The sequence below is a fragment of the Empedobacter sp. UBA7248 genome (genome assembly GCF_002472945.1).
Taxonomy (GTDB): Bacteria; Bacteroidota; Bacteroidia; order Flavobacteriales; family Weeksellaceae; genus Empedobacter; species Empedobacter falsenii_C.
Genome location: NZ_DKSU01000008.1, coordinates 1 through 14,687, shown reverse-complemented (window position 1 = coordinate 14,687; position 14,687 = coordinate 1). Strand labels below are relative to the sequence as shown.

The following is a 14,687-nucleotide window of genomic DNA, read 5'->3' as shown; positions in this document are numbered from 1 at the left end:
CAATTAGCGAGGTTAAATAATTTATTTTTATCAGAAATATTAAGTTGTGTAACACATAGCCATGTTAGCTGAGGTTTTTAACCAATCGTTTTCATTGATTTAATTAGAAATTGTATTTGAGCTTCGTGATTCAAAATGATATTTTTAATTAATTGTTGGTCTATTGGTTGTGGTTTTATTTGTTCGAATACAATTATTCCTAATGGCGGTCTAGAATCTTCATTATTAATTCTGTATATGAAAAACGATCTACTTTTCATTCTAATTTTTCTTAAAGCAGTATCTGAAATATTACAAACACTTTTCATAAAATCCTTGTATTCTTTACCTTTTCCTGTCCATTTCGGACAGGAATCAATTTTAAATGTTTCATTTTGCCAACCTTTAGCTATAAATCCCTCATTAGATGAGTAATTTCCCCTTCCAATTTTATTAAATTCAGGATTGTTAGAATATCTTCCTAAAAGTTTAAATTGATTATCATCAAATTTATAAATACTTACTCGGCCTTGGCCATCTGTTAATGAAAAGAAATTTTCAAAAATTACTCTTATATTATCAGAACATAATTTAAAGTATTCCTTCTCGATATTTTTAAACTTTTGTTGTGTGGTTTGCAATTCAGTTTGCATTTGTGTGTAAGATAAATTCTTATTCTTTTGAGAGAAATTTACAATAACTCCAATGATTATTAATAAAATTCCAATAAATACAAGAGAAGTATTTAATTCTGCCCATGATAAATCAAAAATAATTTTATTCTTTGATTCATTTTTAATGTCTGCTAATAGGAATAGATACCCTGATGAAATAGTAAAAAGTTCTGCAATATTTTTTTCAAAAATTCTTTTTGTGAAAGGAATTAAGAATAAAATTAATATAATGAAAATATAACCTATAAAAAAAAATATATCTGCTGTCATTTAGTTTTTTGTGAATGTGTGCAAATATAGTAAATCTTAAAGTTTATTTGAGAATATCAGCTAGCATCGTAATTTACTAAGTAAATGATAGAAAAGTTTCGTAAAAAACAGCTTTATCTGCATTTCGTTTTAAATAACAAATATATAAAATAACCTAATTTATAACCATTGTTGTTTATATAAATAGTTGAATAAAAAAAACTCCTTATTGGAGCCTTTATTCATTATTATATTTATTGACATCAAAATCGAAATCTAACAGAATTTTTGGATGAACATTTAAAGCTTTAGCTATTCGAATTAAATTACGTATAGTTAAGTTCGTTTTTCCTTTTTCATACTTATTAATATCGCTTGAATCAATTCCACTTAAGAATTCTAAATCATCTAAAGTTTGATTGTTTTTTTCTCTTAGATATGAAATTTGCTTTCCTATTTCAATTAAAAATTCATCTATTATATCCATTTCTAAAGTATTTCAAAGCAAATTGAGATTATTATTAAAAATTTCTTTAGGGATATATCCCTATAATTCAAAAATATTGTTATATTTGTATAAGCGAATTGATAATTAGACTTTTAATCGTCATAATTAAAACGATGTAATCTCGAACCGAAACGACCAATTTTCTATCGAGAGTATCGTGAAATCGCTCCATGTCTCAAAAGTTTTGTACTTTCGCATACGGCATGGGCGGTTTTCACATATGCTTTAGGTAGAAGCTTAAATTTATTTAAGTAGGGTTTGGTCGCCCTCGGTACTAAAGTGTGAAGCCGCCTTGCTTTTTTTGCAAGAATTTCTTCATACACGATAACCATCGTTCCATAAAACCCAACAAAAAATGAGAACGAAACAATTTCCATTCATCCGTAAAAAACCACCAGACAAAGTCTGTTTGTTTTATACATTCTTTTAAAGAACAATACTCCGTATTTATAACATTTTTAAAACACGGAAGGTAAAGCAAAGAGGTATCCTTTCTTTACATGCTCTCTATCGGAGCCTCAGTATTGAGACTTTGACAGCATTTGTTTTATCTTTTTTATTCGCACATTAAAAGTAAAACCTTTATTGACATTTTTCCAAATTTATTGGGGCTACTACCTACTTTAAGTTGTAAGCAATAAGTATAGTTGAAATGACTAAGATTCATTTTAAGTTGTGAAAACCTATAAACTTACAATAAATCAAAACTATTATAGTAAAACCCATTATTATGCTAGAAAAAGAATTTGAATTATTAAAAAAAGGTAATTCTACTGCTTTGGAACGTATTTATATTAGATATAATAAACGAATATTTTGGTTTGGTAAACAATTAATTAAGGATGAATTTGTAGTGGAGTGTTTGTTACAAGATGTGTTTCTGAAACTTTGGGAATATCGAGAAAAGATAGAGTCCCCTGATCATATCTTTTTCTTTTTGAGATTTGTAATGAAATACAGTTGCTATTCTCATTATGCTAAACCGAAGAATAAGTTTTTTAGAAATGTGAATTCATTAGAGAACTATGAGAATTATCAAAGTTATTTAGCTGGATATGATCCCGCTGATGTAATAGAAAACCTGAACGAACAAGAAACGCAACAGCACTATTTTGATCAAATTATAAAAGTATTACCCTTACTAAGTACTGAAAGAAAACATTTGATAGAACTCTGTTTAAAACATGGATTTCAGTATAAAGCCATTGCTCATGCAATGGGAAGAGGAATCACCGAAACAAGTAATGAAATTAAAAGTGCTATAACAGACCTAAAGAAGATTTTAAATCAACAAGATAAGTTATTTATTAAAACCAAAACAGTCTCTACAGAAGAGAAGCTAGAAAAGATGACCAAAACACAATCATTGATTTTACAACTTCGATGCGAGCATAAACAATCTTTTGCAAACATCGCAGAAGAATTACAATTGTCACAGAAAGAAGTACACAATGAGTTTATAGTCGCCTATAAATTTACCCAACAAAATAAAGTTCAATCCCTAAACTATTGATGATGGAGAAATCTACTTTAATACTCACTCGAAAAATACAGTTAATTGTTGATTTACCTACTCAAGAAGAACGTCAAGAGGTTTTGGAAATACTTTATAAATGGAGAAACAGATGTTATAGAGCCGCTAATTTGATCGTTTCACATTTGTATATACAAGCGATGGTGAAAGAGTTCTTGTATCTTTCAGAAGGGGTTATACACAAGTTGGTTGATGAAAAGAAAGATGAAGCAGGAATCTTACAACGTTCGCGAATAAATACCACTTATCGTGTGATATCAGATCGTTTTAAGGGTGAAATTCCGATGAATATCTTATCGTGTTTAAATAGTAGACTACAGAGTACTTTTAACAAAGATTACCAAGAATATTGGAGAGGAGAAGCTTCTTTAAAAAACTTCAAACGGGATATGGCATTTCCTTTTGGATTGGAAGGTATTAGCAAATTATCTTATCATCCAGAGAAAAAAAGTTTTTGTTTTCGATTGTTTCAACTTCCATTCAAAACCTATTTAGGAAGAGATTTTACAGGTAACAAAAAACTATTGGAACAAGTAGTAAATGGTGAAGTTAAACTTTGTACGTCGCAAATAAAAATAGAAAAAGGTAAAATATTTTGGTTAGCTGTTGTAGAAATTGAAAAAGAAAACCATCAATTACAACCCGAAAGGATAGCAGAAGCTTCCTTATCATTAGAATATCCATTGGTTGTTAAAGTAGGTAAATCTAGACTTTCCATCGGAACCAAAGAAGAGTTTTTGTATAGAAGATTAGCGATACAAGCGTCCCGTAAACGAATGCAAGCAGGAGTAAGCTATGCTAAATCGGGCAAAGGAAGAACGAGAAAACTAAAAGCGCTAGAAAAAATGAGTGAATTAGAACGTAATTACGTACATAATCGATTACATGTTTACAGTAGAAGGTTAATTGATTTTTGTATCAATAATAAAGCAGGAACACTTATTTTATTGGATCAAGAAGAAAAGATGGAGCTAGCCAAAGAAGAAGAATTTGTACTGAGGAATTGGAGTTATTATGAACTGATGACTAAAATAAAATATAAAGCTGACAAAGCAGGAATTGAGCTTATTATAGCATAAATTATAATTTTTGAGGGCGATTGTACACCCGTAAGGTGAGGTTGATTACGAACACTCACTAAATGTAAACAACATATACAACGGCTTACTTATCGTTCTTTCACCAATAGATAATAGCAGGATACTCCCAACATGAAGGCAGGATGAAGGCAGGATAAAGGCAGGATAAAGGCAACATAGTGATAGTAGAATGTATGTTAAATATTTTGTAGTCGTGTGATCTAGAATTTTTTTATTTAAAAAGACAATTCGAAGATTTTTAAAAAAAACTCGAATACAACTCTTAAGTCAGTTTTGAAAATTTATTTAAGTAAATGAATTTGAAGATTATAAAAATTTTGTTTGTCTATGTTTAACCTTGATTGGGTAAATAATAGAAATTCAAATCTTAAAACACTATAATTTTGAGGGTGATTGTACACCCATAAGGTGAGGTTGATCACGAACACTCACTAAATGTAAATTACATATACAACGCGTGGGTTCACTTACTTTCATCAATAATTAATAGCAGATACTCTTTGATGTTAAAAGCAAGATAATGAGAACGTATATTTGTCTGAAATTCGTATTTCGGAATTGGAGTTCGTTTACAACAAAGTGAATTTATGGGAAAACATTTTTCATCTATCTATATTCAACTTAAAATAAAAAAATTAATAGAGATTCAATCCTCAAAACACTTTAATTTTCATCCGCTATTTTCTCAGCTTATTAAAGAGTTTTTATCGGATAGGTAAAAAGCATAACATTTGTTATCCTTTCAATGGCTGTGACAGCCAACTTTACTAAATATTATTGATTATTCACTTTCATAAGTGATTTGATTAAAAAGGATAGATTTTCAATCAAAAGAAATAAAAAGGCAGCTAAGTTTGAAAGGACTCCCACGCTATAGCCAGCCAAAAGCTTACGGCATAATGAAACAGAAAAACAAAAATAAAGTTATTTTTTCTGTTTCACCCTTTGGGACTTAATCCGTTTCCTTTTGTCTCTGCACTGTCCTTTCCGATTTACTGCTTTCTTTTTCTCCTTTTTCTTTTGAAAACTAAATCTAAATAAAGATTTAGTTATTTTCAATTTCTTGTATATACATATAGTAAAATGCTTTTACATAAAAGCGTACAATTGTAATTACGTATTGATGTAAATATGTACATATTTAAGTAAATATATATCCACTTGCTACTTTAAAAGCGTATTTAACTATCTATAAACATAATTCAATAGTGTTGTATTTCTTTTATACTATATATTCTGATTTTCTAACAGATTTGCAATCTTCATTTCTAAATGGTAGCATTTGGAATTTAGTGACATAATTTGTCTTATAATCAATTCCTCATAGATACCTTACTTTGTAAATAATCATATAAAGCTTAATGCAGTATCCAAAAACTTATTTTTTTTACAAAGTATTTTTTTTTAGAACGATTATTTTGGAGCGAATGGTCAAAGTAAAATGTATTCATTTATACAATTATTTGGAAACATATAAATGTTTTGGAAAAAGCAAGCGGGAGTTGGGCAGAGCCCTACTCGCTTGCCTCTTTACTGCGTTACAGAGGATTTTCGTATACCAGAGGTATACTTTTGACCATATAAGCTTTATATAATCACAAAAATAGTATACTACGAGGTATACATAAAGAAAAGATGTAGTTGATTTAGAAAATTAAGTAGATGAAGCAGAATAATACCAATAGTATTCGTTATCCAAAAGAAACAGATGAAAAATTAGAGAAGCTGTCTGAAAATTTAAGACGAAGTAAAAAAGAATTGTTTTGTCAGATGGTTGATTATTTTTATAGATGTAAAAAAGATCCTTCAGATGCAGGAGATGAAATCTTGAAGAAAGAACTTTCTTCAGGAATCAGTCGTATTATAGCTTTTATTAGACAACAAGAAAAAGATTTCTTATTGCCTTTGTTTTCTGATACTGCTATTCTAAAAAATGCTTCAAATAGTCAAAAAGAGTTGTTAGAAAAAATAGAACAATATTTAATAGAAGAAAATAAACAAACTTCAATACTTACGAAACAAAATCTACAGATCACAAATGCATTAAAATATTTATTATCCAAACAGAAAGAAAAAGAAGCTCTCAAAGAACAATTTATTAAATTATTAGATGATTATATCTACAAGCGTGAAGAAATGGGTTGGACAACTTCAGGATTAAAAAAAGAAGAGCTTGTCAATCGTATAAAACAATCACTTAAAAATCTATAAAGATGTTTATCCATATTACAGATTCTGAAACAGGTAATAACAAAGGGAGTTGTGGACAATTGGTTAAGTATTTAGAAAAAGAAAATCAACGACCAGAACAAAAGAAAGAATTTGAATATTGGTTTAATTATCAAAATAAAACAATTTCACCTCAAGAAGTTCGTGTAAATATAGACTATAATATTTCTAAATTAAGTCGAAATGATGCCAAGTTTTTTCTCATTAATATTTGCCCAAGCGAACAAGAAATTATGCATTTAAAGGAGTGTTTTGGAAATAAAGGTGCAGAAGAAAAGTTAAAAGAATATGCCAGTCATATAATGGAGGCTTACGCTCAAAACTTCAAACGCAATGGAATTGAAAATGCGAAAGATTTACTGTGGTATGGAAAATTAGAACATCATCGCTATTACCACCATACGGATGAAGAAGTAAAACAAGGACTTGCAAAAATAGGAGAAACTAAAACTGGAGAACAAATGCATATTCAGATTATTGTCAGTCGAAAGGATCGTACAAATAAAATCAAACTTAGTCCAATGAATACCTCACGAGGTAAAAATCAGAGTCATTCTGCTAAATTAGGACAGTTTGATCGAGTAGCTTTTAAAGAATCAGGCGAACTAATTTTTGATAAAATGTTTGAATTTAATCGCTCATTAGAAGACTCACTGCACTACAGACTCATTATGAAAAATGGTAATGCAGAAAAAAAAAACAATTCATTTACTCAATCAACTTGAAAACAACTTAAATGATTCAGATAGACAAACTATTTTCGATATCACAAAAGATATCTACAGAAATAAGTCGATTGATTTTGAGAAAGTAATAAATACTCTAGAAATTTCAACAGGATTTATTACCCCACTATTTACCAATAATCTTCAAGAAAATGAGGATATAGAAGAGCGATCAATTCAAAAGAAAAAGAAAAAGATAAGTTTTCCTCCATAGAATAATTTATTTTGTGTACATGCTAAAAGTAAACATATAAAAATTAGAAATATAAGAATTGATTGTTTTTAAGAAAAATAAAATTTATATGTTTTTGATTAATGTCTTACTTACATTTATTAATTATAAATTTCTCATCCATTTATTAATATCAATATTAGAATCAATATTATATTTTTTTCTTAATCTATTTTTCCTTATTTGTACAGCTCTTACTGTAACATATGTAATTTCTGCAATATCTTTTGTTGAATAATTTAGATAAAGCATTGCACAAAAAGATAATTCAGAACTTTTAATACTGGGATTCAAAGTTTTTATTTTTGTTACGAAATCTGGATATAATTCTTTAAATAGTATAAGAAATTCAGGGTTGTTACCTTTTAATAAATCTATTAATTTTTGAAATTTATCTTCGTTAATAGATGAATTATAATCATTTTCAATTTTAGAAATTCTATTTCTAATATCTGATCTTCTTAAAGTAGTGTTTTTTAAATATAAGTAAAATATAAAAACTAATGAAATGATTACAATAAGTATAATGATAAAAGTATGTCTCAATTTCTTAACTGAATCATTCTTTTCATTTTCAACAATATGATTAAAAACTTTATTAGTTAATAATTTATTTTGATTCTTTAATGAATCGTTTAATTTATTGTATTCATAGTAATATTCACTAGCATCAATTTTTAAATTTCTTTTGTTCACTAAATAATCCGCCAAATTTTTGTAACTCTCTTTTAAAGCATTCGGACTATTCAAAAATTTAGCATTAGAGATAGATTTTTTATAAAATTCAATTGCTTTAACAGAGTCACCTTTTAAATTGTATAAACGAGCTAAACTTGTGTAAGTATTATAAAGATAAGGAGAGTTATACTTTTGTAAAATATCTAATGACTTATAAAGATATAGTTCTCCTTCATCGTATTGATTGATACTAATTAAATAATCTGCAACCTGAGTATAAGCAGTAGAAAAGTTAATAAAGTCTTGTTTTTCATTAAATCCATTTAACATTTTTTTTTGTAAACTAATGTATTTATAGACAGAATCTTTTTCTCCGACTATATCGAATAAATGAACCATATTTTGATAAGCCCAAAATGTACCTAATTGTCTTTTTTTACTGTCTTTTAGTTTTTGTGAAAGTTTTAATTGATTTCTAAACTCATTAATAGCAATACCTTGATCCAGGTTTGTATAAATTATACCTCTAAGTCTATGTGATTCAACTTTCATTAAATCATCTAATTCTATATTAATTTCATCTGCCTTACTTAGATAATCTATAGCTTTTTCATAAGCTCCCAATTCCGTAAGTACTTTTGCCATATAAATATAACTTTTAATTTCTCCTATTTCATACTTTCTTTTTTGAGAGAGTTCTAAAGCTTTATTAGCTAATTTAAAGGATTGATAAGTATTTAACTCACTAAATTTTATAATTGACTCAGTTAGTATTTTATCAATATCCTTATTCGATGTTGTATTAAAGTTTGTATTAGAAAGTAATATTATCTGTATAATTAATAAAAATTTACTCATATTATAGTTTGAAATAGTTTTAACTTCAAAGCCAATCTTTATGCCATTTATATTAAAAAAATTACATGTTTTAAAGTGTGTTAGTTATGTGATATAACTAATAATTGGCAAATTTATATAAATAATTAAATATTAGCCTAATAACGAAATGTATTTATAATGAGTCCTAATAGAATACTAACAATAAAAATACTTTATAGCACTTTATATATTCTAATAATCAAAATGTGATATTTATGTAGTATTGATTTATTACAATTGAAGTAATTAAAAGATTTAATTTTACATCACTATTTTATTAATTAAACCTATGAAAGAGTATTAGTATTTAATAAATAGAAAATTCAGCAGAGTAAATTTATTTGCTCTGCTTTTTTTTTAATCAATTAATTCACTTAAATCTCTTTTAAAAAAAATACTATTTCGTGATCTTCATAATAACAATATAAGTTTTCGGATTTTTTCAAAAAAATCAATTACAATAATTTATTATTAAATAGTTTTAAAGAAAAATAACATTAATATAATATGCTATTAATTGAACTTTATATATGATTATCATTATTTTGAAACAAATACAAGATTTATACTTTATCTAAACTACATATAAAAATTTCTAATTCAAATATCTTGTAATTTATATAATACTTCTATTGAATTGAATAATTATTAGGATAATTCTATAAATGATATATAATAATTATAATCCTATCTAAAAGTGAGATAATTATAAAAATATGTATAAAATCATATGTGTTACTTATGTGATAGCTTATAATTCAATCAAACAATAATTTCTAATTTAATTTTGTTGCAACAAATTAATAAACTTAATGAAAACCTTAGAAAAATCATTAGCTTCTATTTTTTCTATAGAGCTAAAAAAATTATTCTTTTTATTTAGTCCTTTAACCATTTTTGGACAACTTGGTATAGGTACTGAAAATCCAAATGCATTATTAGATATTATTTCAGATGTATCTAAATCTAACAAGGCTATTAAAATTACAAACAATGAAAATAATAATATTTTCAATTTGTATAGTAATGGAAATTTTGAATTTTTTGGTGCTTTAATGACTAACAACAATGCAGGAAATAACGAAGAGTACTTTGTATCTAATGGAAATGATACACCTGTATGGAAATCAATTGTACCAAAAGACACAAAGCAACTTTTTGAAGTTTTTAATGCTAATTCAATTAAGAATTCTACTTTTCAACCTATAAACTATTGGAATAGGTATGTGTTTGAAAATACGAACTTAGTAGCAGATCCTGCAATAGGCATATGGAATTCGTCAACAAATGAATTTACTGTTTTAAAAAAAGGGATTTATTATGTGTATGCAGGAGTGCAAATTGAAATGGAACCTGGAATTGATCCTGATTCAACAAGTAAAATGAATTTATATCTTGGCTCTAAAACTTATCAAATTAATGCAGGAACCACATGGAATTCTAATGTATCAAATCCTATATATTATGATAATATGAATGCTGAAATTGTACAACTTTTAGATGTAAACGAAAAGATAAAAATTAACGTGGTAAATCAATACTATAAATGGAAAAGAACAGCAGGATCTATTCATATAAAATATGCCTCATTATGATAAAAAAAATATTATTTATTTTATATTGTTTGTTGCTATCAAATGCAGCTATTTCTCAGGTCGGAATTAATACTAATAATCCTTCAGCAACATTAGATATTGTAACAAAAGATCAGTTACAAAATGAAGCTTTAAAAATTATAAATTCAACCAATAATTTTTTTAAGATCTATAACAATGGCAATGTAAATTTCAATAATTTACTTTATTTAAATTCTGATAAAGGAAACATAGATTATGTACTAACTTCTCAAGGAGCTAATACTCCACCAATTTGGACAGATATTTTAAAAACTACTTTAGGAAGTTACGTTGTTATAGGTTATAATGGTAGTAAGGAATCTCAAACTACCAATGAAAACTTTAATGGACTACAAAGTAGTACTATTTCTTTTAAAGGTATAACAAATATAAATAGTTCAGAAGTTGGTGAATGGAATGCTAATTTTGATACTTATAAAGTAAATAAATCAGGTGTTTATGAAGTCATTGTACATCTTAAGTCACATACAACTGCTAGTCAACCAAATAGAAATGGAGTTTTAGGTATACATATGGGAGTCTATAATCAATATTTTAAAGGTTCAAATATTCTAGGAGATGGTTTTACTACAAATTTTACAGGAAAAGTTAGTCGGTATTTGGAAAAAGATACAGTGATTAAAATATCTTCATATTTATCTTATCAATGGAGATATGATTATGCATCAATAAATATTAATTATTCACCAAAAAGCAACAACTAATATGAAGTTTTTATTAAACGTCTTAATAATATTAATTCCTAACTTACTTATTTGTCAAGTTGGTATAAATGTAGAAAATCCTATAGCAACATTAGATATTCTTAACAAAGATTCAAATGTTATTTCCATAAATATAAATAATGTTTTATCAAAAAATTTATTTAAAGTAGATGATGCTTCTAACACTTATATTAATGGAGCATTAATGCCAGGTGGAGATTCAGGAGTTAAGGGTTTATTTTTAACATCAAAAGGAAAAAATACATCTCCTATTTGGACTGAAAAATTAAAATCATCTACTATTCAGATTTTTAGTGCTCAGCGAAATGATATTTCATCATTTAATGTAGATAATGGTGATTCAAGAATATTGAGCTTTCCTATCATAAACTCAAATATTTTGCCAGAATTTGGAGTATGGGATCAAAATTTAAATAGATTAACCATCAATAAAAAAGGAATATATCATATTACAATTGGAATGGACTTGGATAATTATCGTAGAAGCACAAATAATGTTCCTATATCTAATGGGCAAGTTGGTTTATTCATTGACACATCTAATGATTCTTATACTGGTGATTACACAGTATATAATGTTAGTGGGACTAGTAAATATAATATTTCTTGTATAACAACAACATCAATAATTTTATATCCTGGTAATATCATATATAGTTCAGCTAATACAGGAAACCCTATTAGTAGATGGAATCAAGGTCCCTCATTTATTAGTATATTGTATAGTGAATTGAATTAGAGATTGTTTTTAAAAATTATTATTATATAATATTTCAAATGTATACATTACTATTTAATTATTGTACATTTAATAACTTTACTCTATAATAAGATTTATTGTAAAATTTTCAGAAGCTTAAAATTAATTATTATAACAAATGAGTCCCAAATTTTATGGAACTCATTTGTTTAGTTTTAACTTTATTTTTTTGCTATTATAATAGTATAATATATACTATTTGATCTTCTTTTTGTGTCTTTGATTTATTTAAAATTATGTAAATAAAATATTTTTAAAAAAAACAAGAATAATTAAACAAAAATTTACACTGATAAACTCAATTCATATCGATTGATTATTCATTCTAAACTTCAGTCAACAAAGTTTCGTTTTACGAATCATTTAGATGAAATAACTTAATTTAAGAATTGACTTTTAACGTTAAGATTTCAATAAAATCAAATATATAATTATAAAGACTAGCCATTGAAATAAAAAGTGTCAGTTTCTGAATTTTTAAAATTACAACTTATCCAAAAATGTCAAAAAAGATATCAAACTTTCAACTGGACTCCCTTTCAGCCCGCAAAGACAAATGGTACCTTTGGAAGACAAAGAGTACCATTTTTTATTTATTCTTAAATCATATCATTTTCTTCATTATGTTTTTATAGAATTATTTTTTGAAAATCTGAAAATCAAAGTTTATTTAAAAATGTCAAAAATAAAATCAAAGGTTCGACTGAAGTACCTGTCAGCCCGCTAAGAAAACCCAATAGAGTAATCTGTTGGGTTTTTTGTTTTTCTGAAGTTGTTGAAAATTTCATTTTCATAAAACAGAAAGGAAAAACAAAAAATAATAGATACGAAGTATCTAGAGTTTTCTTAGAATTACTTTCTTTTCTAGGGAATATGAAATAATCCCTCACTCTCCGCTGAAAGGGATTCTATCATTTATAATCTCTTTTTTTGTATAAATAAGTAAGTAAGTTTTCTTCCTTTATTTTCAAATGATTAATTGAAAATAAATCCATCATTGTAGGTGATCGAGAAATCTCTTTCTTTTATTTTAAATACGTATCAAACCAATTTTTTATTTTATTGGATAAAAATTGTTGATTGGTTTTATTTTTTAAGGCATGCCCTTCATGATCAAATAAAAGTAATTCGGCTTTTTTTCCTAATCGTTTTATTCCCATAAAAAAATACACACTTTGGTACCAATTTACATTATAGTCTTCTTTGCCTGTCCATATTAAAACTGGTATTTGTAACTCTTCGACATGAAATAAAGGCGAGTTTTTGTAATATTTATCTTTTAAATTATATAAACTATCACCCATTCTTAATTGGTAATTTTCTAATCGCCATAATTGATTAGTGGAAAATGAAACACTAATATCATGGTAAAAACTAACTAAATCAGTCACAGCAGCCCCAGCAACGGCAGTTCTAAACAATTTTGACTGTGTAGCAATAAAGGCTGTTTCATATCCACCAAATGAATGTCCAATTAAACCAATTCTTTTATAATCAATTGTCGACAGTTCTATTGCTTTTTTAACCGCATTTTCTACACTTACCAAAGCAGAAATACCTGGGTTACCAATTTCATATTCTATATCAGGTAATAAAACAAAGTACCCTTTTGTAATGTAATTAAGAATATTAAATCCATCTTTGGAGTATAATGTAGGAATAACAAAATCATTTACTTTTTTCGATATATTTTCGTAGATGTACACAACCATAGGGTATGTTTTCGTAGAATCATACTGAGAAGGATATAAAAGAGCGCCATTCATCACGTTTCCATTTATAGATGTATAGTTTATATTTTTAGAAAAACCTAAGTCGTATTCACTTAGCTTAGAGTTGCTTTGGTAAATAAGACGCGTTGTATGATTAGTGGAAAGTTCATGAATAGAGGGTGATTCATTGTACTTTGCTTTTCTATAATACAATTTATTTTTGTTGCTATTGCTGTAGATTTGATTGATTTCGGCATTCGTACTAAATGAGTGTATGACCTTTCCCTTTTTTAAGAACGCTATTCCATGTGACTGATCATCTTTAAGGAGTTTAATAATCAGTGGTTTATTCATGTCAATACTACGATTTGATGAGTTCGTTAAATTGATAGATGCCAAACGATTGTGCTCTTCTTTTTGTTCTCCAAAGGTGATTTGCTTTACTTCATTTTTATCTATACTAAACTGCCACAAATCATAGGTTGACGTTAGTAGAATAGATTTTCCATCCTCTGACCAATAGGGCTGATCAAAAGGCGGTTTGTCAGTATCTGCTTTAGTTCTATCATAAAAAAATTGAGAAAGGCTTGTTGTTAGTTTCTTATGCGTTTGCTTTTTTACATCATACAAATTCCAATGGTTCGTTTTAAAATAAGCAATGTACTCTCCATTTGGTGAAACAGAAATAAAATTAGGATTGGTATACAAACTATCGATTATTTTATATGATTTTTTTGATTGATAATCATTTAAATAAACATCTGCAATCTCAAAATATCTATATTGTGGTTCATACTGTTTTCTATCAAATGTCAAAGCAAAAGGGACATGATTATCAAGAGAAAATTGTTTTCCTTTTATTTCCATAACAGTATTGTACTCACCTACAGACCAAATTAATCGTTTATACGCATCCTGTATTTTTATTCTTTTATCTTTGAGGTAATCCCACGTATCGTTGGTAGACCATTTTTCAATTCCTTTTAAAGAATCTTCGGTACTTTTTTCATTTAGTTGAAATTCAATATACTTTCCATCCGCTAATACACGAACAGATTCATCCATA

Annotated in this window: 12 protein-coding genes; 8 read left to right on the top strand and 4 right to left on the bottom strand. The window is 27.0% G+C overall.

The features are described from left to right. Positions 1 to 77 precede the first annotated feature (77 nt). Together B4A23_RS07045 and B4A23_RS07040 are read right to left on the bottom strand one after the other, a co-directional pair. Positions 78 to 923, bottom strand: a complete 846-nt coding sequence (locus B4A23_RS07045) for a hypothetical protein (protein WP_291118421.1) — start codon at positions 921 to 923, stop codon at positions 78 to 80. Between the two features lie 217 nt (positions 924 to 1,140). Then, complete coding sequence (locus tag B4A23_RS07040) at positions 1,141 to 1,389, bottom strand: helix-turn-helix domain-containing protein (protein WP_291118419.1); 249 nt, start codon at positions 1,387 to 1,389, stop codon at positions 1,141 to 1,143. A gap of 751 nt (positions 1,390 to 2,140) precedes the next feature. On the opposite strand from B4A23_RS07040, the gene B4A23_RS07035 reads away from it, so the two are divergent. From B4A23_RS07035 to B4A23_RS07015, 5 genes are all read left to right on the top strand, one after another. Next, positions 2,141 to 2,923 carry an RNA polymerase sigma factor gene (locus B4A23_RS07035; protein ID WP_291118417.1) on the top strand — a complete coding sequence of 261 codons (783 nt, stop codon included), beginning with the start codon at positions 2,141 to 2,143 and terminating at the stop codon, positions 2,921 to 2,923. Positions 2,924 to 2,925: 2 nt separating this feature from the next. Next, positions 2,926 to 4,023, top strand: a complete 1,098-nt coding sequence (locus B4A23_RS07030) for a hypothetical protein (RefSeq protein ID WP_291118415.1) — start codon at positions 2,926 to 2,928, stop codon at positions 4,021 to 4,023. 1,683 nt (positions 4,024 to 5,706) lie between these two features. Next, entirely contained in the window at positions 5,707 to 6,255 is a 549-nt protein-coding gene (locus B4A23_RS07025; RefSeq protein ID WP_291118413.1) for a BfmA/BtgA family mobilization protein, read from the top strand. Positions 6,256 to 6,257: 2 nt separating this feature from the next. Beyond that, the gene (locus B4A23_RS07020) at positions 6,258 to 6,998 is read left to right on the top strand and encodes a DUF5712 family protein (protein ID WP_291118411.1); all 741 of its coding nucleotides are present in this window, start codon (positions 6,258 to 6,260) and stop codon (positions 6,996 to 6,998) included. Continuing rightward, positions 6,958 to 7,212: a hypothetical protein gene (locus tag B4A23_RS07015; RefSeq protein WP_291118409.1), complete on the top strand. Its 255-nt coding sequence runs from the start codon at positions 6,958 to 6,960 to the stop codon at positions 7,210 to 7,212. The genes B4A23_RS07020 and B4A23_RS07015 overlap by 41 nt, the downstream gene beginning before the upstream one ends. Before the next feature lie 123 nt (positions 7,213 to 7,335). Here the strand turns inward: B4A23_RS07015 and B4A23_RS07010 are convergent, their stop codons facing one another. Then, positions 7,336 to 8,766, bottom strand: a complete 1,431-nt coding sequence (locus B4A23_RS07010) for a tetratricopeptide repeat protein (protein ID WP_291118407.1) — start codon at positions 8,764 to 8,766, stop codon at positions 7,336 to 7,338. Between the two features lie 833 nt (positions 8,767 to 9,599). Here B4A23_RS07010 and B4A23_RS07005 point away from each other — a divergent pair. The 3 genes from B4A23_RS07005 to B4A23_RS06995 are packed head-to-tail and all read left to right on the top strand — an operon-like array spanning position 9,600 to position 11,888. After that, positions 9,600 to 10,382 carry a hypothetical protein gene (locus B4A23_RS07005; protein ID WP_291118405.1) on the top strand — a complete coding sequence of 261 codons (783 nt, stop codon included), beginning with the start codon at positions 9,600 to 9,602 and terminating at the stop codon, positions 10,380 to 10,382. Further along, positions 10,379 to 11,128, top strand: a complete 750-nt coding sequence (locus B4A23_RS07000; RefSeq protein ID WP_291118403.1) for a hypothetical protein — start codon at positions 10,379 to 10,381, stop codon at positions 11,126 to 11,128. Before B4A23_RS07005 ends, B4A23_RS07000 begins: the two co-directional genes overlap by 4 nt. Before the next feature lies 1 nt (position 11,129). Continuing rightward, complete coding sequence (locus B4A23_RS06995) at positions 11,130 to 11,888, top strand: hypothetical protein (RefSeq protein WP_291118401.1); 759 nt, start codon at positions 11,130 to 11,132, stop codon at positions 11,886 to 11,888. A 1,046-nt stretch (positions 11,889 to 12,934) separates the two neighbouring features. Here B4A23_RS06995 and B4A23_RS06990 read toward each other — a convergent pair. Then, positions 12,935 to 14,687 (bottom strand): S9 family peptidase (locus tag B4A23_RS06990; protein WP_291118399.1); only part of this gene is annotated, 1,753 nt, incomplete at its 5' end.

Excerpts from the sequence above, each read along its gene's own strand:
- B4A23_RS06995 (WP_291118401.1), top strand. The coding sequence starts at position 11,130 with ATGAAGTTTTTATTAAACGTCTTAATAATATTAATTCCTAACTTACTT.
- B4A23_RS07010 (WP_291118407.1), bottom strand. The coding sequence starts at position 8,766 with ATGAGTAAATTTTTATTAATTATACAGATAATATTACTTTCTAATACA.
- B4A23_RS07015 (WP_291118409.1), top strand. The coding sequence starts at position 6,958 with ATGCAGAAAAAAAAAACAATTCATTTACTCAATCAACTTGAAAACAAC.
- B4A23_RS07000 (WP_291118403.1), top strand. The coding sequence starts at position 10,379 with ATGATAAAAAAAATATTATTTATTTTATATTGTTTGTTGCTATCAAAT.
- B4A23_RS07025 (WP_291118413.1), top strand. The coding sequence starts at position 5,707 with ATGAAGCAGAATAATACCAATAGTATTCGTTATCCAAAAGAAACAGAT.
- B4A23_RS07045 (WP_291118421.1), bottom strand. The coding sequence starts at position 923 with ATGACAGCAGATATATTTTTTTTTATAGGTTATATTTTCATTATATTA.
- B4A23_RS07030 (WP_291118415.1), top strand. The coding sequence starts at position 2,926 with ATGGAGAAATCTACTTTAATACTCACTCGAAAAATACAGTTAATTGTT.
- B4A23_RS07035 (WP_291118417.1), top strand. The coding sequence starts at position 2,141 with ATGCTAGAAAAAGAATTTGAATTATTAAAAAAAGGTAATTCTACTGCT.
- B4A23_RS07005 (WP_291118405.1), top strand. The coding sequence starts at position 9,600 with ATGAAAACCTTAGAAAAATCATTAGCTTCTATTTTTTCTATAGAGCTA.
- B4A23_RS07040 (WP_291118419.1), bottom strand. The coding sequence starts at position 1,389 with ATGGATATAATAGATGAATTTTTAATTGAAATAGGAAAGCAAATTTCA.
- B4A23_RS07020 (WP_291118411.1), top strand. The coding sequence starts at position 6,258 with ATGTTTATCCATATTACAGATTCTGAAACAGGTAATAACAAAGGGAGT.